A 21244-nucleotide genomic window follows, 5' to 3' on the forward strand; every position below is an offset into this window, starting at 1 on the left:
AATAGCCTCTAAGACTTTAATTAAAATTTAGGGATCAGGTTAGCTTTTGAAATATTACTGAGCGCGAACTCTTCTTGGTTACCTTCAACGATAACAGAAATAGTTTCGCCATCGACTGAGTGGATAGTACCTTTCCACTTACGACGATTGGCCACAGCCATTTTCAAAACGATACTTACCTCGTGACCAATAAATTGCTCATAGTGTGCTGTTTTAAAAAGTGGTCTTTCTAGACCTGGTGAAGAAACTTCAAGGTTGTAAGCCACCGTGATTGGATCTTCGACATCCATAACCGCACTCACTTGGCGGCTAACTTCTGCACAATCATCAACGTTAATACCGTTTTCGTGATCGATAAAGATACGTAACGTTGAATGCTCGCCTGCGCGAATAAATTCTAACCCAACTAACTCATAACCTGATGCCGCTACAGGAGCTTCAAGCATTTCAGTAAGTTGTCTTTCTAAACCAGTCATTTAAACCACTCCAGAAACAAAAAAAGGGCTCAGAGCCCAATTTAAATTCCAAGCAAAACTCTAAATCACCAAATATGGAAATTTAGATAACAAAAAACCCCGAAAAGTCGGGGTTTTTTGTTGCTGGACCCTGATGTGTTAAGTGATAAATTTCCACTTAACTCGCAGTAGCAATACTGCGCAAACTTGCCTAATCCTGAAAAGGATTGGTTGCGGGGGCCGGATTTGAACCGACGACCTTCGGGTTATGAGCCCGACGAGCTACCAAACTGCTCCACCCCGCGTCCGACTTGTCGAGCATTATACGCTCTCGAAGATGTTTTACAAGTTTGTAAATCAATGGTGCCGAGAGAGGGACTCGAACCCTCACACCAAAGGCACTAGCACCTCATGCTAGCGTGTCTACCAATTTCACCATCTCGGCAGCTAATTCTATTTCAGCTAGAAAATAGCTTATTGAGGAATTTCGTCACCCTTAGGGGCTGGAACTTCACTCGCAACATCATCAGCTTGTTGGATAATTTGACCTTGCGTTGGGTCAATCCACTGAGATTCAGTTTTGTGTGTAGACATATTGCCTAGCACTAAGCTGATAATGAAAAATGCTGTTGCAAAAACTGCAGTCATTCGGGTTAGAAAATTACCTGAGCCGCCTGCGCCAAACACTGTGTTTGATGCGCCTGCACCGAATGAGGCTCCCATATCTGCGCCTTTACCTTGTTGAATCAGCACTAGGCCGATTACACCAACCGCTGCCAACAGGTAAATCACAAGTAGAACTGTAAACATAATTTCCACCTATGTTCCAAATTGTTGAGCCAGCGCCGCTCGAAAACTCACTTTTCATCAAGCTTTCAGAACAAGGCTAGCGACCTCCTTTCCGAAGGCCGAGCAATACTAACCAAACACAGTTGCAGTGACAAGCGGATTTTTGCAAAAAAATACCTCTTAGGCACCGAACGGTCAAAAAAAGGACAAAAAGCCACGCTTGGCGTTGGATTCGGCGTCTATTACTTACAGCTCGGTGAATTCTGGGCTGTACTCAATACAACCTGAACGACCAGTAAACTCACCGTCCACTAATGGCAGAACCTGAAATACGCCCGGCGGCACTTCCCATTGACAGTGCATTTGATGCGCTTCACTGGCAACAAAGCCAAAACGCGCATAATAATCAGGGGATCCGAGAACCACGCAGGCAGGATAGCCAAACTCAAGTAAAGAGGTCAGCCCCTCTTTGACGATTTGCTCTGCAATGCCTTGATTGCGATAGTCTGGATGAACCGCAAGCGGCGCTAATCCCTGCCAATTGAGGTCTTCACCATTCAATGTCACAGGACTAAACATGACATAGCCGACCACATCACCTTCATCACTACAAGCGACAAATGATAGCGTACGGCGACCATTCTCCCTTAGCTTCATCACTAAGTTTGCTTCCGCTTTGGTTTCAAAAGCATGTTTTAATAAACGATCGACGCCAAGAATGTCTGCGGGGGCTTCAGTTCGAATAAGCATTAATAACCTCTTTTTGTGTTACTGGCGATTGTAAGCCTTTTTGCACAAAGTCGGCTAGTTGATTTAATACACTTTGTAACGCTGTCGGTAGCGACTCCAAATCGACACTGTCCATGAGGTTCTTCACCTCTAGCCCCAACTCTGTATCTCCCTCGATAGTAAGACGACGTTGAAAAAACAGTGTATCCGGGTCTTCTTTGCGCCCAGCAATCAACACTAAGTCGTTAAGATTAGCGCTGAACAGCACATCTTCAGCAACCGGAGTGTCTGCAACAAGCAGTTTTTCATCTTGATAACTGATCAACCAACTCAATTGCAGATCTCTAATCTCAACTTTTAACCACTTTCCAGCTAAAAATTCAAAGTCCCCCTCTTCTAACGCCTCTTTGAATACCATCTTCAACCCTTCAAGCAAGGCTTTTTTTTGTACAAATTGCGGCAATAAGTGGACTGGGGATCGCATAATTGATGCGGCATTTTGAACTAGTTGAGTGCGAATCTTGTTAATCACGCGAGTTATCCGTTATTTTGATGTCTGTAATGTCTTATCATAAAGCATGTTTGCTCGCCGATTCCTGTCATTTATCAAAAAAGAGACACGCGCCCTTAGCGCTTTAAACTCGGGGCAAGGACAGTTATAGTGTTGACAACACCTACAAATTTTTTTGTATAAATGCTTTGCTCTTTGGAGAGTCGGACCCCCTTGATGCTATCGCAACAATTACAGCACTGGTTTACAAAAATAACGGCCAATAGCCCGTTCTTTTTCGCCGTTTTGGACAACCAGCATAACTATGCCGTGGTTAACGGACGCTATTGCGATATCGCTGGACTGACTGCGACAGAGCTCGTCGGTATGAATGACGCCCAAATTATGGGTCAGCAATTTTACGATAATCTCAAGCCCTACTATCAAAGAGCGTTCAAAGGTGAGTCTATTGAGGCCGAGATGACTCTCGGTGATTTAAATTTAGAAACCAGCCTTCACTTCAACGTTTCGCCTGTCGACATCGACGGCAAAATCGAGCACATCATCTTTCACGCCATCGATACCTCTGAAAAGCAGATCCTGATCCGCTCGTTAGACGAGGCTGAGGGCAAGTTCTCAACCTTAACGTCGTTACTTCCGGAAGGGATTTTATTGGTCGAGGACGATTGCGTCATCTCAGTCAACCCATCGGCCCTGCGACTGTTAGGTCTTGAATCTGCACAAGATGTTTTAGGTGAAAGCCTGTCACGTCTGTTTATCGATGAGAAAACCAAAACCGTTTTTTCTGAGTCTCTGACCAACAGTTTATGCGAAGCGCCATTGGTGTGTTTAACCAGTCCTCGTTGTGGCTTTGAACGTAAAGTTCAGTTAATGGCTGACGCTACCATGCTCCTCGGTAGTGACTCGCAATTGGTGCTGATTCAAGACGCCGAAACGACGCCCAAAACCTTGCGCGTCAACAATCAAGAAGATGCCCATGTAGATTCCCTTACCGGGCTCTATAATCGCTTTGGTTTCACTAAACGTCTTGAGCAGATGATCCACAATGAAACCCCGCTCATCATGCTCTACTTGGACATTGATAACTTCAAAAACATCAATGACTCCTTGGGCCACCATATTGGTGATAAGGTCATTAAAGAGGTCTCTTCTCGTCTTAAACGTCTTCTACCGCAACAAGCGGTATTAGGGCATTTAGGAGGCGATGAGTTTGGTATTATTCTACCTGAACCCGAGAATAACCGCATGGCAGAGATACTGTCTGAGCGGATCATCTCACTGATTAATCAGCCTTTTGACCTTCACCATTTTAGTAAACGTCTTGCCTGCTCGATTGGTAGCGTGGCGTATCCTGGTGATGGCAATGATGCGCGCATCTTGCTGCAAAACGCCGATACCGCCATGTACGAAGCCAAAGATCGCGGCCGAAATCGTTTGATTAAATTTAACGATCAAATGAATAAAGAAGCGCGCATGCGGCTTTGGTTAGAAATCGAACTACAAAAAGCGCTACAGCAAAATGGGCTTGAAGTGTGGTATCAACCTAAGGTTAATGCTCGCGATTTCAGCATTAATGGTGCTGAAGCCTTGATTCGCTGGAAGCATCCGATTGAAGGCTATATCAGCCCAGGCGCTTTTATTCCTGTTGCCGAGCGTGCAGGCTTGATTGAACACCTTGGCCGTGTGGTAATGCGTGATGTATTTACCACCGTTAAGCGTTGGAAGCTGCAAGGTATTCTGCCCGGCCGCGTTGCGATTAACTTGTCTCCTGAGCAATTTGGCAATCCCAAGCTTATCGATTACATGGAAAAGCTGTTACGCACCACCGAGCTTGACCCTAGCTGCATCACTTTCGAACTCACCGAAAGTGCGGTTATGAGTGATAGCGATCACACGCTGCAGATGCTCAATGCGATTAAAAAACTCGGTTTTGCTCTGTCTATCGACGACTTCGGCACTGGTTACTCTTCTCTCTCTTATTTAGCTCGCTTCCCACTTGATGAGCTAAAAATCGACCGCGCTTTTATCTCAGACATCGACACACTGCCCAAGCAGATCACCGTCATCGAAAACATCATCAATTTAGGTAAATCGCTTAATTTGACCGTTGTCGCAGAAGGGGTAGAAACACAACAGCAAGCGACCCTGCTTTCAAATCTGAACTGTAACTCCATTCAGGGTTTCCACTTCCATCGCCCTCAACCACGTCAGGAAGTAGAAGAGCTATTTGCGCAAAATCGTCGCCACAAGAGCTAACCTTTTTAGAAATTGCTCAACAAACTCACTCAAACCTGCCTCACATCAAATCTGCCATTCATATATCTTCATAAAATGCTCTGCACTTTATAAGAGACTGTATTGGTAACAGCAATGGAACTCCTATGCCCAGCAGGCAATTTACCTGCGTTGAAAACTGCTATTGATTGTGGCGCAGATGCGGTATATATCGGCTTCAAAGACGATACCAATGCGCGTCACTTTGCCGGCTTAAACTTTACCGGTAAAAAGCTTGAGAAAGCAGTGCAGTATGTTCATGACCACCAAAAAAAAATTCACGTGGCACTCAATACCTTTGCCCATCCGCATGGCTTTGAACGTTGGACAGATGCGGTTGATCGCGCAGCCAGCAGTGGTGTCGATGCGTTAATTGTCGCAGATATTGCGATGCTCGATTATGCGGCGCGTAAATACCCACAGTTGGAACTGCATCTCTCTGTGCAAGCTTCTGCAACCAATGTTGCCGCTATCGATTTCTATCAACAAAACTTCAACGTTAAACGCGTTGTCTTGCCACGTGTGTTGTCTATCCATCAAGTCAAACAACTGTCACGTAATATCACCGGTGATGTCGAACTTGAAGTCTTTGCCTTCGGCAGTTTATGTATTATGTCGGAGGGGCGCTGCTACCTTTCTTCTTACATGACGGGTGAATCACCCAACACCGTCGGCGCTTGCTCTCCGGCCAAATATGTTCGCTGGCAAGAAACCGAACAAGGTTTAGAGTCGCGTTTGAACAATATTCTTATTGATCGTTACCGTGATGGTGAGAACGCTGGCTACCCAACGCTGTGTAAAGGCCGCTTTACGAGCGATATTAGTGGGCCAAATCACGCTTATCATGCCCTTGAAGAGCCAACGAGTCTTAACACGCTCTCTATGTTACCTGAGCTATTTGCCGCTAACGTTGCGTCGGTAAAAATCGAAGGCCGCCAACGCAGCCCTGCCTATGTTGAGCAGGTCACACGCACTTGGCGTGAAGCGATAGATCGTTACCAAGCCAACCCTGAAGCTTATCAAGTTGAAGCGAAATGGGATGCCGCACTCGCTAATGTCTCTGAGGGAACTCAAACAACTCTCGGCGCTTATCATCGTAAATGGCAGTAGAGCTTCAGTTGTGGAGAATAGTATGGAAAATCGTATGAAATATGCATTGGGGCCACTGCTCTACTTTTGGCCAAAACAACAAGTTGAGGCTTTCTACCATCAAGCGCAGTCGAGTAGCGCTGACATTATCTACCTTGGCGAAAGTGTCTGCTCGAAACGCCGTGCAATCAAGCCCGCTGATTGGTTTGAGATGGCCAAACAACTCAGTGCCACTGGCAAACAAGTGGTACTTTCTACCATGGCACTGCTTGAAGCGCCAAGTGAAGTCAATGTGATGAAGAAGTACATTGATAATGGTGATTTTGCGATTGAAGCGAACGATGTCGCTGCGATTCAGTTGGCCAGCGAACGAAAAGTGCCTTTCGTGGTCGGCCCGGCAGTAAATGCTTACAATGCCCATACCCTCAAGCTGTTTCTCAAACAGGGCATGACTCGTTGGTGTATGCCCGTTGAACTGTCGCGCGAATGGCTCAGTAACGTATTGATCCAATGTGATGACATCGGCATCAAAAACCAGTTTGAAGTTGAAGTGTTTAGCCATGGCTATTTGCCGCTGGCGTATTCGGCGCGCTGCTTTACTGCTCGGGCCGAAAACAAAGCCAAAGATGACTGCGAAACCTGCTGTATTAAGTATCCAACTGGGATTTCCGTTAGCAGTCAAGAAGGGCAAGAGGTGTTTAATCTCAACGGCATTCAAACTCAATCGGGTTACTGCTATAACCTAGTCAATGACTTAGCGAGTATGGATCAACTGGTTGATGTGGTACGCTTAAGTCCATTAGGCATCGAAACTCTGGCTCAAGTTGATCAGTTCCGTGCCAATGAACAAGGCTTAGCGCCACAAAAGATCGCCAGTCGTCAGTGCAACGGCTATTGGCATCAACTTGCTGGTTTAGAAATGAAAAACATCTAAAGTTAGTGATCATGAAGTGGATGAGGTACACCGCCTCATCCCTTTTTGTCAGTCGTGTCCAATCTTTGTGGAAAGGTTGACCATCGCTCCGATGATCTCATCTTATCCGTGTGGCGCTAATGACTCACACTATTCGAGAAAACATTCATGACGATAACGCCTGTCACAATCAGCACCATACCAGCGATAGCGGCGAAATCTAATTTTTGAGCAAACATGATTACACCAATACTCGCAACCAAAACAACGCCGAGTCCCGACCATACAGCATAAGCGATTCCTACTGGGATCACTTTCAAAACCAAGGATAAAAAATAGAATGCAACCCCATACCCAATGACAACCAAAACGCTCGGAGCCAGCTTGGTAAAGCCTTCCGACGCTTTTAAAGCACTAGTGGCAATGACTTCAGCAATAATGGCTATTACTAGGTACAAATAAGTCATATCTCTTCCTCAACTATCTCATTACTATTGACTGCTTTTTAAGCTCTGGTGACCGACATACCCGCGTTAGTAGTTAGCAAGGCTAATTAAATAAACAAAAAAAATCATCGGATGATTTAGGTTGCGAGCGCTTTATCTAGCAACGCTTTCAGTTGCTGAACTTCTTGTTGATCCAGTTTACGCTTTAGCTGCTCAGAAATAGCCTTGTACACCCCCTGCTCTTTCGAAAGATCTTTTATCACTTGTTCGGTGAGCATTACTCGCTTGGCACGTGCATCTTCTGCACAATCAATTCGCTTTACTAAGCCTTTCTTTTCTAACCGTGCGACCATAGTCGAAGCAGAAGGTTTGGTCACCCTCATTTCCAACGCCAGATCGGTAATACGCATCCCTTGAGGGTAACCCTCTATCACGCGCAGGTAGTCATACTCATTAAAGCTCAAACGTGCCAATGGATCTTCTTGGGCATAAACCCGCCACGCTTTAGCACAAAAACGCTCAAGCTCAATCAAGTTCCTTTCTAGACTCATTATCAAACCATTTAGTTAGCAAGACTAACTATTCTAGCGCAATTTATCGTAGCCGCAATCAAAAAAACCGCTGTGCTAGCGGTTTTTTTTGATTGCCGATATAAAGCTATTGTTCGCTGAACTCGGTTTGCTGTTTCGCTTTAGCCATATGTTCAGCTTTGACCTGATTATAGATACGACTTAGTTCGAGGAAGGCGTAGCGGTGCTCAACATACTCATAGACATTGAATGAGATTGCCAGCTTATAGAGAGAAATCGCGTTGGCAAAATCCCCTTGCGTTTGATAGCGCTTACCAAGATAGAAATAAGTTTCGGTTAATCGTTGGGCAAGTAAAGTGTTATCACGCGTACCACTGAATATGGCCTTAAAGGCTTGCTCTTCGCTCACTTCACCTAAACTGATCGCCACCAAAACCCATCCCCACTGCTCATCGCGCTGTTGGTAGTCTTGCAACAACTCTTGACGAGCGATATCGGGTTGCTTCTCCGATTGAATGATATAGCGCCATAAGGCACGGAAGGGATCACTTGGATCTTGATCATAATGGGTTTGAATACCTTCAAGCGCCAGATCAATACGATCACCATAATAAAGAGCAATGGCTCGATTTCGCTCAGCGTAAGAGTTTTCAGGATCTAACTCCAAGGTAGAGTCAAACGCATCATACGCCGCATCAAATTCACCGACTTGGGTAAAGTAGACACCAAGCAGGTTAAACAAGTCGGGTTGTGCCGGATTTAGCGCCAGCGACTGGTTATAGTCCAGTCGAGCTAAGTCACGTAAACCAACATTGTCATAATTGTTGCCGCGCTCATAGAGCATTTTTGCCCGAACTGGCTCGGAAAGATCAGGACGTTGCAATAATTGTGACAGGCGCGCGATTTGAACTTCTTGTTGCACACTTGCTTGAAGAGGAACCGCCATCGGTGGATACATCCACTGCGCACTATTATTTGACGTTGAAGCACAGCCTGCCGTAATGAGCATGGCTAAGCTAAGTGTTGCGGTTTGAAACCATTTCACAGATAAATACTCCTGTTACTGAGTTTACACTCAGTGTCATCCGCATAAAAAAAGGGAGCGTAATGCTCCCTTTATAACATGCTTTTGGCAGGTTAGGCTAATCGCCTGACTGACCTAAATGTGCATTGATTAAGCGTCTGCAGCTGGCTTTTCTTCTGCCGCTGGTGCTTCTGTGCTCTCTACCGCTTCTTTCATGCTTAGACGAACGCGACCCTGACGGTCAATCTCAAGTACTTTCACTTGAACTTCTTGACCTTCAGCTAGGTAGTCAGACACTTTCTCTACACGCTTGTCAGCGATTTGAGAGATGTGTACTAGGCCATCTTTGCCTGGCAGGATAGTCACGAATGCACCAAAGTCAGCAAGACGGGCAACTTTACCAGAGTAGATACGGCCAACTTCAACTTCTGCCGTGATCTCTTCAATACGACGGATCGCTTCTTGCGCCGCAGCACCTTCGGTTGCAGCAATCTTGATCGTACCGTCATCTTCGATTTCGATAGTTGTACCCGTCTCTTCAGTTAGAGCTCGGATAACTGCACCACCTTTACCGATAACGTCTTTGATCTTCTCAGAACTGATCTTCATCGTATGAATACGTGGAGCAAATTCAGAGATATCGTCACGAGCACCAGAGATAGCTTGATCCATTACTGATAGGATGTGCTTACGTGCGCCTTGAGCTTGGTTAAGCGCAATTTGCATGATCTCTTTAGTGATACCTTCGATCTTGATATCCATCTGAAGTGCAGTGATACCGTCGTTTGTACCCGCTACTTTAAAGTCCATGTCACCTAGGTGGTCTTCGTCACCAAGGATGTCAGAAAGAACAACAAAGTCATCGCCTTCTTTAACAAGACCCATTGCGATACCCGCAACAGATGACTTGATTGGTACACCCGCATCCATAAGCGCTAGCGAAGTACCACATACAGAAGCCATTGATGAAGAACCGTTAGATTCTGTGATTTCTGATACAACACGCACCGTGTATGGGAATTCTTCCGCAGAAGGCATAACCGCAGCAATACCACGTTTAGCCAGTTTACCGTGGCCGATTTCACGACGCTTAGGCGAACCTACAAAACCAGTTTCACCCACACAGTATGGAGGGAAGTTGTAGTGTAGTAGGAAGTTATCTTTACGCTCACCGGTTAGCTCATCGATGATTTGCGCATCACGCTGCGTACCTAGAGTCGCCGTCACGATAGCTTGAGTTTCACCACGAGTGAATAGAGAAGAACCGTGAGTACGTGGAAGTACGCCAGTACGTACGTCTAGCGCACGAACCATGTCTTTTTCACGACCGTCGATACGTGGGTTGCCAGCAATGATACGGCTACGTACAACGTTTTTCTCTAGAGAACCAAGCATGCCGCGGATTTCGCGCTCGTTTAGTTCTTCGTCTTGCGCAAGAAGGGCGGCAACAACATCGTTCTTGATTGCGCCAACTTGCTCGTAACGAGCCATTTTCTCAGTGATTTGGTACGCTTCAGATAGACGAGCTTCTGCAAGTTCAGCAACGCGAGCTTTTAGCTCAGTGTTGACAACAGGTGCTTGCCATTCCCAAGCTGGAGTCGCGACTTCAGCTGCGAATTCGTTGATCGCTTTAATCACAACTTGTTGTTGCTCGTGACCAAATACCACAGCAGACAGCATCTCTTCTTCAGTTAGGTTGTCTGCTTCAGATTCAACCATAAGCACTGCGCCTTCAGTACCAGAAACAACTAAGTCAAGCTTAGACGTTGCTAGTTCAGTGTTGCTTGGGTTCAGTACAAGTTGACCATCAATGTGACCAACACGTGCCGCGCCGATAGGACCGTTGAACGGGATACCAGAGATAGCAAGCGCTGCTGAAGTACCGATCATTGTAACCATATCAGGTTGAACGTCTGGGTTTACAGACATTACCGTGGCAATAACCTGAACTTCGTTTTTGAACGAATCTGGGAACAGTGGGCGAATTGGACGGTCGATAAGACGAGCAGTCAGTGTTTCACCTTCAGATGGACGGCCTTCACGCTTGAAGAAACCACCTGGGATTTTACCTGCCGCGTAAGTACGCTCTTGGTAGTTAACAGTTAGAGGGAAGAAATCTTGACCTTCTACTGCTTCTTTTTTACCAACTACAGAAACGAATACTGCTGTATCGTCCATAGTAACCATAACGGCGGCTGTAGCTTGACGTGCGATAACGCCAGTTTCTAGAGTAACTGTGTGGTTACCGTACTGGAACGTTTTAACAACTGGTTTTTCGAACATTGTTATTCCTTGTTTCTCAATCCCTGCTTGGCAGAGATCAGAGTGTATTGGTTGATACTCAATACATTACAAATCGCGACTAGTGAAAAGAAACTAAAACAATTTCCTTTGAATAGTCGCGACCTTTTGGTCGACGTGGTTGACTGTAATGTGATGAGCTTGTTGCTCATGCTTTGTTACTCTATACGGTATCAACAGCATGCGGGGCGTAGTATAGCGGGATTAATTCGATTTGGCTAAGCTCTAGCACCTAAAATAAGTTTGGGGCAACAAAAAAGGGGCCTAAAGCCCCTTTTTCGACAAACTGCTATGCAATCGCTAATTAGCGACGTAGGCCTAGACGCTTGATTAGATCTTGGTAACGAGAAAGGTTTTTGCCTTTCAAGTAGTCAAGAAGCTTACGACGGCGAGAAACCATGCGTAGAAGACCACGACGGCTGTGGTGATCAGCTTTGTGCGCTTTGAAGTGACCTTGTAAGTGGTTGATAGAAGCTGTAAGTAGAGCTACTTGAACTTCTGGTGAACCAGTGTCGCCTTCGCCTTGAGCGTATTCTGCAACGATTGCTGCTTTAGTTTCTGCATTCAGAGACATTATTCTCTCCTAATAAGAGTAAGTTTAAATTTGTAGCAGCCAATCTCTGATTCAGCCACTACGCGAAGCGCGGATTATATGAGATGGAAAGAGGTTAAGCAATAGATAATTTGAGCGGTCTGACTGGTTTAAAAGATAGCGAAACAAAAACAGCAAGACACTCGCGCCCTTATAGCGTCTCGAACCTCTGCGTTCTCGTTGCTCAGCGTTCCCATCGTGACCTTTTCTGTTACACTTAAGCGATTGAAACCTAGCTATTTGAAACAACAGGATTGATTATGAAAATCGGCATCATCGGTGCAATGGAACAAGAAGTTTCTATTCTTAAACAGGCTATCGAGAACGGTGAAACCGTCAATAAAGCTGGCTGTACTTTCTTCTCTGGCAAGCTCAACGGTGTCGACGTTGTACTCCTGCAATCCGGTATCGGTAAAGTGGCCGCCGCCGTAGGGACGACAGTGTTGTTAAATGAATATCAACCAGACATCGTGATCAACACAGGTTCAGCCGGTGGGTTTGATTCGACGCTAAACTTGGGCGATGTGGTTATTTCAACTGAAGTTCGTCACCACGATGCAGACGTAACCGCATTTGGCTACGAAATGGGCCAAATGGCACAGCAACCTGCAGCTTTTCTTGCCGATGAAAAACTGATCGACGTAGCAAAAAAAGCGCTGGCACAAATGGAAGGCAAACACGCGGTACGCGGCCTGATTTGTACTGGTGATGCGTTCGTTTGCACCGCCGAGCGCCAAGCGTTTATTCGTCAGCACTTCCCAAGCGTGATCGCCGTAGAAATGGAGGCGTCCGCTATTGCACAGACGTGCCACCAGTTCAAGGTTCCTTTTGTTGTGGTTCGCGCCATCTCGGATGTGGCCGATAAAGAGTCGCCAATGAGCTTCGAAGAGTTCTTGCCTCTTGCGGCACAAAGCTCATCGGAAATGGTCATTAAAATGGTTGAACTGCTGAAATAAGCGAAGACACATCATGGAAGATTTGTTTGCTCAAATTTACTCTAACGGCGCGCTCCTAGTCCTATGGGGCGCTTTGTTGTGCCATTTAGTTTTGCCCTTCCCACGAGAAGCACACCCAGCAATCCTGTGGCACAAATTCGCTGAGCAACTTGCAGACAAAGTTAATACCAACGCCAACTATAACCAAAGTCTGATTTCAGGCACGCTTGCTTGGTTACTGATGATCGTGCCGATGTTAGCGGTGCTTATCGCCCTTAAACCGCTGGTTTGGCAACCACTGTTATTTGAACTGGCGTTTGTGTTACTGGCGATTGATTGGCGCAATACCGACAAATTTTGCGCGCAATTTATCACCGCGCTTGCACGCGAAGATAAACCGCAAGCCAGAACACTTCTCAACCCGATTATCAACCGCAATACTCAACCACTGTCGCTGCTCGGCTTGGGCAAAGCAGGCGCAGAAACCCTGATCATGTCATATGGTCGCAACGTGGTTGGAGTGCTGTTTTGGTATGCTATCGCAGGCGCGATTGGCGCGTTTATTTATCGAATGATGGTCGAACTGGCTCGGGCCTGGTCCCCTTCTCGTCAGCGCTTCAATCCGTTTGGTCTTCCTGCCGTCAGAGCAGTGGCCGTGATGGACTTTATCCCATTACGTCTGTTTGCATTGATGATCGCCACAGGGCAACGAGCTCAGTATGTGTTTGGCCTACTAAAACAACAAGCTAGCTCTTGGCCGTTACCTGGCCCCTCTTGGCTCATTGTCGCTGTCGGCGCTAAATTAGAACTGTCGCTCGGTGGCCCGGCTATTTACGATGGTAAAAAAGCGGTGCGAGCGAAACTGGGAGGAAGAATCGCCCCCTCTGCTTTACATATCGCTCAACTGCAAAAACTTCTCGCTTGGCGTATGTTGACCTGGCTTTTAATTCAAAGCTTATTCATGGCCATTATTTATCAAGGTATATAAATGCGTTTCGTCACTGCTGTTTTTTGCATCCTTTTTACTGCCACTATCAACGCGGCGCCCGTTACTCGAGTGATCAGTTTGGCCCCTCACGCCACTGAAATTGCCTTCGCAGCTGGCCTTGGCGATAAGTTAGTTGCCGTTAGTGCACACAGTGATTACCCGCCTGAGGCGCAAACGCTGGAAAAAGTCTCCAACTATCAGGGCATCAAGATTGAACGAATTATTGCTCTGCAACCTGATCTGATCATCGCTTGGCCGACAGGCAACCCCATTGGTGAACTAAAAAAACTGGAGCAATTTGGCCTTACTATTTACTACTCGCAGGCAAATTCTCTCGAAGATATCGCGACAAGCATTGAGCAATTGAGTCAGTACGCCGATGATCCGAGCATAGGCCAACGCGCCGCAGCTGACTTCAGGCAGCAATTAGCTATCTTGAAAACCAGTTATGATACCCAGTCTAAAGTGCGTTACTTTTATCAATTAAGTCAGCAGCCTATTATCACTGTGGCGCAAAACAAGTGGCCAAGTGAAGTGTTTCGCTTTTGTGGTGGTGTCAATGTCTTCGCCAATAGTGAGGCCCCCTACCCACAAGTGGGGTTAGAGCAAGTGATCGTGCAAAACCCAGACGTTATCTTTACTTCTCAACATGTTATTGCAGACACAAATATGTGGGATAAATGGCGCGAACAACTTTCTGCAGTACAACATCAATTTGTCTGGTCGCTCAATTCCGACTGGATTAATCGACCGACGCCAAGAACGTTAAACGCGATCAAACAAGTGTGTGAGCACTTCGAAACAGTAAGACAAAAAGGCTAACGTTAAACGCTGAGATCTCGTACAATCCGACTTCATTTTCTGTTCCCTCAATTTTGTAAGAGATGTTAGTAACATGGACTCCATGCTGCTTTACTTTATCGATCTATTCGGTACGGCGATCTTCGCCATTTCAGGTGTGCTGTTAGCAGGCCGACTTAAAATGGACCCCTTTGGTGTCGTTGTACTAGGCAGTGTAACGGCAATTGGTGGTGGTACCATCCGTGATATGGCATTAGGCGCAACGCCTGTGTTTTGGATCACCGATACCAACTACCTCTGGACCATCCTCATCACCTGCTTACTCACCATGATCATTGTTCGTCGCCCCAAGCGTCTCTCTTGGTGGATCTTGCCCGTGTGTGATGCGATTGGCTTGGCGGTCTTTGTTGGTATTGGTGTCGAAAAGTCGATGATTTACCAAGAGTCTGCGTTAGTCGCCATCATTATGGGTGTGATCACCGGCTGCGGCGGCGGCATCATTCGCGATGTACTCGCCCGTGAAGTGCCGATGATTTTACGCAGCGAAGTTTATGCCACGGCGTGTATTATTGGCGGAGTGTTCCACACTACCGCATTAGCCATGGGCGCCGATAACGGCAGTGCATTCTTAGCTGGGATGTGCTCAACACTCTTGATTCGCTTAGGTGCGATTCGCTGGCATTTATCGCTGCCCACTTTCGCCCTTAATCGATAATTTACCAAGATTAAAAAAGGTCGCCGAGGCGACCTTTTTTGCTTCATGAGTGTCTATTTCTGCACTCGGAGTAGCACTTGTTTTAAGGCGTCGAAATCATTGGCTAGCGGTTCCGATAGCAGATCCATAACCGCGTGCTTGGCTAATGGCGCCGGAAGTTCGATATCTAACTCTAAAATCTCATCGACCACTTCTTTGAATTTCGCCGGGTGGGCGGTACATAAGAACAAGCCAGTTTCACCCGCTTGCAACTGCTCATCAAGCACACGATACGCAATCGCACCATGCGGCTCACATAGGTAACCTTGTTGATGCAGATCTTTCACTGACTCAGCACTTTGCGCATCCGTTACCGCGCCTTTACCTAAGGTCTCTAAACCCCACTTTTTAACACGGCACAGCTCTTCGATACGTGGCCAGTTATTTGGCTGGCTCACATCCATCGCATTAGAGGTGGTCGCCACCGTTGGTTTAGGATCCCACTGACCCGTTTCGAGATAACGAGGCACGGTATCGTTGGCGTTCGTGGCCGCAATAAAGCGTTTGATTGGTAACCCGAGCGCTTTAGCCAATAAACCCGCAGTTAAGTTACCGAAGTTACCACTTGGTACTGAAATGACTAAGTTTTCACGCTGCGATTTACTCAATTGAGCAGCCGCCTCGAAGTAGTAACAAATCTGCGCCATAAGACGACTGATGTTAATTGAGTTAGCCGAGTTTAAACCGATCTCTTTACGCAGCTCTGCATCGTCAAATGCTTGTTTTACTAGCGCCTGACAAGCATCAAAATCACCATCAATCGCCACAGTGTGAATATTGTTGCCCAGCGTACAAAATAGCTTCTCTTGCAGTGGACTAATTTTACCTTGCGGATACAAGATCACGACATTGATGTCTTGCATACCGTAGAAAGCATGCGCAACCGCTGCGCCCGTATCACCCGAAGTCGCGGTCAATATAGTGATTTTTCCACCATCAGACACTGCCGCGAGCGACTGAGCCATAAAGCGGCCACCGAAGTCTTTAAACGCTAATGTTGGGCCATGGAATAGCTCTAGCGCATAAACCCCCTCTTTGATTGACTTAATTGGTGCCGGGAACTGAAACGCCGCATCAACCATCGCGTTGACTTGTTCTGGTGGTAATTCATCACCAATCAACGCCGATAAAATCTTAGTACTGCGCGTAACAAAGTCTTCTGCAAGCAGCGCGTCAATATCATCAAACGTTGGTAATTGTTGCGGGAAAAACAGGCCTTGGTTACGGCCGAGTCCTTGGCGCACGGCTTGGCCAAAGGAAACTTGTTCGTCATTTTCTTTTATGTTGTACAGCTTCATAGCTCACTTCCTGTTACGTTCGAACCGTGTTTGTTGAGGCGACAAACATGGACGAATCCTTGTTCATTTTGTACGTAATTCTGTTCGAGCCAGCGAGCAACACGCTCAGCGACCTCTTTATCTTTACAAATGCTAAATAACGTTGGGCCACTGCCAGAAATTCCAGTTGCTAAAGCGCCGGCTGACAAAGCGTATTTGCGGGCATCAGCAAACCCCGGTAGCAGTTTCTCACGATACGGTTCTGCGATCACGTCTTTGATCATCTTCGCCGCCAACTCGGGTTGATTCGAATGGCAAGCGTGAATAAAGCCAGCCAGATGACGACCATGGGCAATGATATCTTGGCGACGGTATTGAGAAGGTAAGATCTCGCGAGCTTCTGCCGTAGACACTTTAATGCCAGGATACGCCATCACCCAGTACCACTCATCAAAACAGGGGACTTCTTGGCTGATAATACCCAATTCTTCGAGCATCAACTGTACGCCACCGAGATAGCACGGCGCGACGTTGTCATAATGAATGCCGCCAGAGATCTGCCCTTCCATTTCTCCCATTAACGCCAGTAGTTCGGTGTCATTCAAAGGCTGACCATGAAAACGGTTCAACGCATCAAGCGCCGCAACAATCGAACAAGCGCTTGACCCTAGCCCCGAACCAATCGGCATGTTCTTTTCAAGTGTCATTTCCAGCGGCAACAGCGACTCAGATTTTTTGTCTAATTCACGAGCAAAAACACGCCAGCAGTCGTAAACGATATTCTCTTTAGGATTCTCAGGCAGCTTAGAGACAAAACGTCCGGCTGTCTTGAGGCTAAACGGCTCACTGCTGGCTTTGATCATGACTCGATCGCCAAGCAAACTGCCATCTAGTGGCGAAACCGCAGCGCCTAATACGTCAAAACCGACACTGACATTACCAATTGATGCTGGTGCGTACACTACTACATCCATACCACGACTCATCGTTATACTCCCAATTTCCAACCAAGTGTACGCATCACGTCAGAGAACACCCCTGCCGCTGTCACCTCTGTACCTGCACCGTAACCGCGCAGTACCAACGGAATAGGCTGATAGTAGCGACTGTAAAAAGCCAAGGCATTTTCACCATCTTTGATTTTGAACATAGGATCGTTTTCATCGACTGCCGACATGCTCACGCGACATTGACCATCAATGATCTCACCCATATAACGCAGCACCTTGCCCTCTTGAGCGGCTTGCGCTGATAGCTGTTGGAAGTAGGCATCCGCCTCTGGTAAACGCTGCATAAACTCTTCGACGCTTCCTGAGTCATCAAAACCTGGTGGCAATGCCTGATCGATAATGACATCTTCCAGTTCAAGGTTCATCCCCGCTTCACGGGCGAGAATCAATAGCTTACGCGCTACATCCATTCCCGAGAGATCATCACGTGGGTCCGGTTCAGTAAAGCCGTTCTCTTTGGCGATGTTTGTTGCTTGGCTCAGTGTCATACCTTCATCTAACTTACCGAAGATATAAGAGAGCGAGCCAGATAAAATACCGCTGAAACGCTCCAGTTCATCACCAGCAGAGATAAGATTCTGCAGGTTTTCAATCACGGGCAAACCTGCACCAACCGTTGTTTCGTACATCAACTTACGGCGTGAGCTACGCGCAACATCACGCAATTGATGGTAGTAAGCCATGCTCGATGTGTTGGCTTTTTTGTTCGGGGTCACAACATGGAAACCCGCCGCAAGAAAATCGGTATATTGGTTGGCAATCACTTCACTCGACGTACAATCAACCAACACTGGGTTGATGATGTGATTACGCTGCACCAATGAAATAAGACGCGCTAAGCTGAACTCTTCAGACGCACCTTTCATGCGATCGCGCCAATGCTCAAGCGGCAACCCTTCACTATCAAGCAGTAACCCTTTGCTATTGGCGAGGCCACAGACACGCAATACAATGCCTTTCTCTGCCAATTTTGCTTGCTGGCGCTCAATCTGATCCACCAGCTCACCGCCGACGCCACCGACACCAACGACAAACACATCAAGGAAGTGTTTTGAATTAAATAGGTTTTCGTGACACGCTTTGATCGCTTCAGAAATTTTATCTTCTGGAATCACAGCAGAAATTGCACGCTCTGAAGAGCCCTGTGCAATCGCAACAATGTTTACGTTAACTTCAGCCAGAGAAGAGAAGAACTGAGACGCCACACCGCGTGAGGTGCGCATACCATCACCCACCAGTGTCACGATCGCCACGTCATTAATAAATTCAACAGGCTCTAACAAGCCATCCTTCAGTTCAAGTTCAAAGGCATCCCTCAATGCTTGTTCTGCCACTATTCTGTCTTGCGCTTCAATACAGAAACTGATGCTGTACTCTGAAGACGATTGAGTGATCAAGACAATCGAAACATCTGCAGATGACATCGCGCCAAACACTCGACTCGCCATACCGACCATGCCTTTCATGCCCGGGCCAGACACGTTGACCATCGTCAGATCGCTTAACGTGGTAATGCCTTTGATTGCGAGATTATCTTCACCAGTATCCTGACCAATAAGCGTACCGGCACCTTGGGGATTAAAACTGTTTTTTATCAGGCAAGGAATATGGAATTGAGCAATCGGTGCGATAGTTTTAGGGTGCAGAACCGACGCACCAAAGTAAGAGAGCTCCATCGCTTCTTGATAACTCAGCGATTTGAGTAAACGCGCATCAGCGACTAAACGAGGGTCACAGTTATACACCCCATCAACGTCAGTCCAGATTTCACAACAATCGGCACGTAAACAGGCAGCGAGTACAGCAGCAGAGTAGTCAGAACCATTGCGGCCAAGAGTAACCAGTTGACCTTGTTCATTACCGGCAGTAAAGCCAGGCATGATATTAACGTGACCTTGCGGTAAAGGCTTTTGACGGAAATTTTGCGTAGAGATATCGACATCGACCATCGCTTCTAATGGTTCTCCACGCGCAAACAGATACTCAACAGGGTCGATAAGACTGGCTGGCTGACCCTTGGCTTCAAGTACCGCTTTCATCAATTGAATCGAAACACGCTCACCTTTACTGATGATACGGGCATTAACGTTATCCGGGCACATTCCGAGTAAGTTAATCCCATGTACAAACTGTTTTAGTTGAGAAAGAGAGGTTTTAACTTGGGTATCGTAACCGCCGCCATCAATATTGGGTAAGACTTGTTTGATGTCTTGGAAAAGATCGCGAAATGCGTCTTCTAACTCGGCGATTTGTAGCTCAGCTTGGCCGTTTTTCAACGCACCTTCTATGACTGAAACTAGCTTATTAGTGGTTTTACCTGGGGCAGATAAAACCACCGCCACTTCTTCTTGCTGGGCATTATTAGCAATAATATCCGCTGCACGTAAAAAACGATCAGCATCTGCTAATGATGAACCTCCAAACTTTAAAACTCGCATCCCTTTCTCCAAAATGTTTTAAAACGGCATAAAAAAAGGCCTGTATCTCGTTGGATACAGGCCTTTTTTTGAATTTCTTTCGTTTAGCAGCCTGCCCCAACAATTGTGATGTCGGTAATAATAATGGTTGTGGTCATTACTAGGCTTTGGTGCTGCATAAGAATAATTTTCTATACGTCGTGTGTTTGCTTAACCATACGTTTACCCTATTTCTTATCTCGGCGTCAACGAAAAGTTGCTATTTTTGTTCACGGTAGAGCAACGAATGGCTAAAGCGCAACACCGATTTAACCACGTCATAAGTGCGATCAATGAAATCAATAGCATACATCGTAATAACTAATTGCTATATAAAAGTTACTTCACAGCCAAGCGAATTATGCTTTAATTAGGTTTGCAGTGGAGAGCAGACAGAGCAAAGGAGTGGTCAATGAGAACAACACTATGCCTATTGGCAGCGTTCGTCGCCTGCCCGCTATTTGCCGCCAAACTTCCGCCACTTCCTGCTCAGCAGAGTAGCTCTCCGCACAAGCTCTTTGTGTTAAGTGAAAGCGATCAACATGACTTCGATTCTTGGAAAATAGATGGCGGGTATTCGTACAACCTGTTCGACAAGGTCGATCTTTACGTTGGGGCTCGCCTTAACAGTAATAATAACATCAATGAAACGGGGTTTTTGAGTGGTGTGAGCTACCAGTTTACTCCACGACTATCGGTCAAGAGTACCTTACACTCTTATAGCGACGACAACACTGTTGCAGGTAAAGAGTCGTCGCTTGCTGCCGAAGTATCGAGTCGGATGAAACTGACCGATAATCTCGACTTTCATGCCACCCTTGATTACCAAGAATGGCAGAAAGGTGTTGAGGTCGGCTTAGGCTTCCGTTTTTAATTCCAATCAAGCAACTCTGTCGACATCAATACCCCATTCCAATCCGCGTAGATGTAATCTCCCGGTTGGATCATTTGATTATGGATGGTTAACGTCACATTGGTTTCGCCCACATCGCGCTTTTCAGTTTTAAACGGGGACGCACCAAGCGCCTTAATGCCTAACTCCATCTCAGACATGGCAGCGATATCACGCACCGCACCGTTTACAATCACACCTTCCCAGTGATTATCAATGGCTAGAATCGCTAATTGATCACCGAGCAATGCTTTTTGGCATGAACCATGGCCATCGACGACTAGGACTTTACCGCGACCATCTTGACTTAACATTTCTCGAACTTTTGAATTATCGTGGTAACAACGTACCGTGACAATTTCACCATAAAAGGCAAACTTACGACCAAAGCTGTGTAGTGGTAGACCGAGCAGTGTTACCTTGTCTGCGTGTTTATCACAAATATCAGGGGTTATGTCTTTCATTTTTCCTCCTTGAA

At 46.5% G+C, this 21244-nt stretch carries 21 protein-coding genes, 2 tRNA genes and 1 other annotated feature; of the genes, 8 read left to right on the forward strand and 15 right to left on the reverse strand.

The window, feature by feature from the left end; genetic code table 11:
- Positions 1-20: 20 nt before the first annotated feature.
- The 6 genes from rimP to ViNHUV68_RS11790 all read right to left on the reverse strand — a co-directional run bounded on the left by rimP (position 21) and on the right by ViNHUV68_RS11790 (position 2505).
- Entirely contained in the window at positions 21-476 is a 456-nt protein-coding gene (rimP, locus tag ViNHUV68_RS11765; protein ID WP_038174187.1) for a ribosome maturation factor RimP, read from the reverse strand.
- Positions 477-683: 207 nt separating this feature from the next.
- Positions 684-760: transfer RNA gene (locus ViNHUV68_RS11770), tRNA-Met, on the reverse strand.
- A gap of 56 nt (positions 761-816) precedes the next feature.
- A tRNA-Leu gene (locus ViNHUV68_RS11775) sits at positions 817-900 on the reverse strand.
- A gap of 29 nt (positions 901-929) precedes the next feature.
- Positions 930-1265, reverse strand: coding sequence for a preprotein translocase subunit SecG (gene secG, locus ViNHUV68_RS11780; RefSeq protein ID WP_038174188.1), 336 nt, complete (start codon positions 1263-1265; stop codon positions 930-932).
- 225 nt (positions 1266-1490) lie between these two features.
- Complete coding sequence (locus ViNHUV68_RS11785; protein WP_038174190.1) at positions 1491-1994, reverse strand: GNAT family N-acetyltransferase; 504 nt, start codon at positions 1992-1994, stop codon at positions 1491-1493.
- The gene (locus ViNHUV68_RS11790; protein WP_391088270.1) at positions 1978-2505 is read right to left on the reverse strand and encodes an SCP2 sterol-binding domain-containing protein; all 528 of its coding nucleotides are present in this window, start codon (positions 2503-2505) and stop codon (positions 1978-1980) included. The genes ViNHUV68_RS11785 and ViNHUV68_RS11790 overlap by 17 nt, the downstream gene beginning before the upstream one ends.
- A 195-nt stretch (positions 2506-2700) precedes the next feature.
- On the opposite strand from ViNHUV68_RS11790, the gene ViNHUV68_RS11795 reads away from it, so the two are divergent.
- The 3 genes from ViNHUV68_RS11795 to ViNHUV68_RS11805 all read left to right on the forward strand — a co-directional run bounded on the left by ViNHUV68_RS11795 (position 2701) and on the right by ViNHUV68_RS11805 (position 6781).
- Positions 2701-4740: an EAL domain-containing protein gene (locus ViNHUV68_RS11795; protein ID WP_038174195.1), complete on the forward strand. Its 2040-nt coding sequence runs from the start codon at positions 2701-2703 to the stop codon at positions 4738-4740.
- A gap of 114 nt (positions 4741-4854) precedes the next feature.
- A complete protein-coding gene (locus ViNHUV68_RS11800; RefSeq protein ID WP_391088272.1) occupies positions 4855-5868 on the forward strand; it encodes a U32 family peptidase in 1014 nt (337 codons plus the stop codon).
- A 34-nt stretch (positions 5869-5902) separates the two neighbouring features.
- Positions 5903-6781, forward strand: coding sequence for a U32 family peptidase (locus tag ViNHUV68_RS11805; protein WP_038174289.1), 879 nt, complete (start codon positions 5903-5905; stop codon positions 6779-6781).
- Positions 6782-6897: 116 nt separating this feature from the next.
- On the opposite strand, the gene ViNHUV68_RS11810 is transcribed toward ViNHUV68_RS11805, so the two are convergent.
- The 5 genes from ViNHUV68_RS11810 to rpsO form a co-directional block, all read right to left on the reverse strand.
- Positions 6898-7227: a multidrug efflux SMR transporter gene (locus ViNHUV68_RS11810; RefSeq protein WP_038174198.1), complete on the reverse strand. Its 330-nt coding sequence runs from the start codon at positions 7225-7227 to the stop codon at positions 6898-6900.
- Between the two features lie 116 nt (positions 7228-7343).
- The gene (locus tag ViNHUV68_RS11815) at positions 7344-7757 is read right to left on the reverse strand and encodes a MarR family winged helix-turn-helix transcriptional regulator (RefSeq protein WP_038174200.1); all 414 of its coding nucleotides are present in this window, start codon (positions 7755-7757) and stop codon (positions 7344-7346) included.
- A gap of 106 nt (positions 7758-7863) precedes the next feature.
- Complete coding sequence (gene nlpI, locus ViNHUV68_RS11820; protein ID WP_038174201.1) at positions 7864-8781, reverse strand: lipoprotein NlpI; 918 nt, start codon at positions 8779-8781, stop codon at positions 7864-7866.
- A 129-nt stretch (positions 8782-8910) separates the two neighbouring features.
- Positions 8911-11043: a polyribonucleotide nucleotidyltransferase gene (gene pnp / locus ViNHUV68_RS11825; RefSeq protein WP_038174203.1), complete on the reverse strand. Its 2133-nt coding sequence runs from the start codon at positions 11041-11043 to the stop codon at positions 8911-8913.
- Positions 11044-11365: 322 nt separating this feature from the next.
- A complete protein-coding gene (rpsO, locus tag ViNHUV68_RS11830; protein ID WP_038174204.1) occupies positions 11366-11635 on the reverse strand; it encodes a 30S ribosomal protein S15 in 270 nt (89 codons plus the stop codon).
- 278 nt (positions 11636-11913) lie between these two features.
- Between rpsO and mtnN the strand changes: the two genes are divergently transcribed.
- The 4 genes from mtnN (at position 11914) to ViNHUV68_RS11850 (ending at position 15092) form a co-directional block, all read left to right on the forward strand.
- Complete coding sequence (gene mtnN / locus ViNHUV68_RS11835; RefSeq protein ID WP_391088276.1) at positions 11914-12609, forward strand: 5'-methylthioadenosine/S-adenosylhomocysteine nucleosidase; 696 nt, start codon at positions 11914-11916, stop codon at positions 12607-12609.
- Positions 12610-12622: 13 nt separating this feature from the next.
- A complete protein-coding gene (locus tag ViNHUV68_RS11840) occupies positions 12623-13576 on the forward strand; it encodes a cobalamin biosynthesis family protein (RefSeq protein ID WP_038174209.1) in 954 nt (317 codons plus the stop codon).
- Positions 13577-14398, forward strand: coding sequence for a vitamin B12 ABC transporter substrate-binding protein BtuF (gene btuF, locus ViNHUV68_RS11845; RefSeq protein ID WP_051686506.1), 822 nt, complete (start codon positions 13577-13579; stop codon positions 14396-14398). It abuts the gene before it with no gap.
- Positions 14399-14471: 73 nt separating this feature from the next.
- Positions 14472-15092 (forward strand): TRIC cation channel family protein, encoded by a 621-nt coding sequence (locus ViNHUV68_RS11850; RefSeq protein WP_038174210.1) that lies wholly within the window; start codon positions 14472-14474, stop codon positions 15090-15092.
- 53 nt (positions 15093-15145) lie between these two features.
- Here ViNHUV68_RS11850 and thrC read toward each other — a convergent pair whose 3' ends face one another.
- From thrC to thrA, 3 genes are read right to left on the reverse strand one after another with little or no spacing between them, the layout of a single operon-like run.
- Positions 15146-16429, reverse strand: coding sequence for a threonine synthase (gene thrC / locus ViNHUV68_RS11855; protein ID WP_038174211.1), 1284 nt, complete (start codon positions 16427-16429; stop codon positions 15146-15148).
- Positions 16426-17382 (reverse strand): homoserine kinase, encoded by a 957-nt coding sequence (gene thrB / locus ViNHUV68_RS11860; RefSeq protein ID WP_038174292.1) that lies wholly within the window; start codon positions 17380-17382, stop codon positions 16426-16428. Before thrB ends, thrC begins: the two co-directional genes overlap by 4 nt.
- Positions 17383-17396: 14 nt before the next feature.
- A complete protein-coding gene (gene thrA / locus ViNHUV68_RS11865; RefSeq protein WP_038174212.1) occupies positions 17397-19856 on the reverse strand; it encodes a bifunctional aspartate kinase/homoserine dehydrogenase I in 2460 nt (819 codons plus the stop codon).
- Between the two features lie 29 nt (positions 19857-19885).
- Positions 19886-20004 (reverse strand) — a sequence feature (Thr leader region).
- 282 nt (positions 20005-20286) lie between these two features.
- Here thrA and ViNHUV68_RS11870 point away from each other — a divergent pair.
- Positions 20287-20748, forward strand: coding sequence for a hypothetical protein (locus ViNHUV68_RS11870; RefSeq protein WP_038174214.1), 462 nt, complete (start codon positions 20287-20289; stop codon positions 20746-20748).
- Here ViNHUV68_RS11870 and ViNHUV68_RS11875 read toward each other — a convergent pair.
- The gene (locus ViNHUV68_RS11875) at positions 20745-21230 is read right to left on the reverse strand and encodes a putative 4-hydroxy-4-methyl-2-oxoglutarate aldolase (RefSeq protein WP_100752069.1); all 486 of its coding nucleotides are present in this window, start codon (positions 21228-21230) and stop codon (positions 20745-20747) included. The two genes, ViNHUV68_RS11870 and ViNHUV68_RS11875, sit on opposite strands and share 4 nt — an antisense overlap.
- Positions 21231-21244 lie beyond the last annotated feature (14 nt).

This window comes from Vibrio sp. NH-UV-68 (genome assembly GCF_042940635.1).
In the GTDB taxonomy this organism is placed as follows: Bacteria; Pseudomonadota; Gammaproteobacteria; order Enterobacterales; family Vibrionaceae; genus Vibrio; species Vibrio pacinii.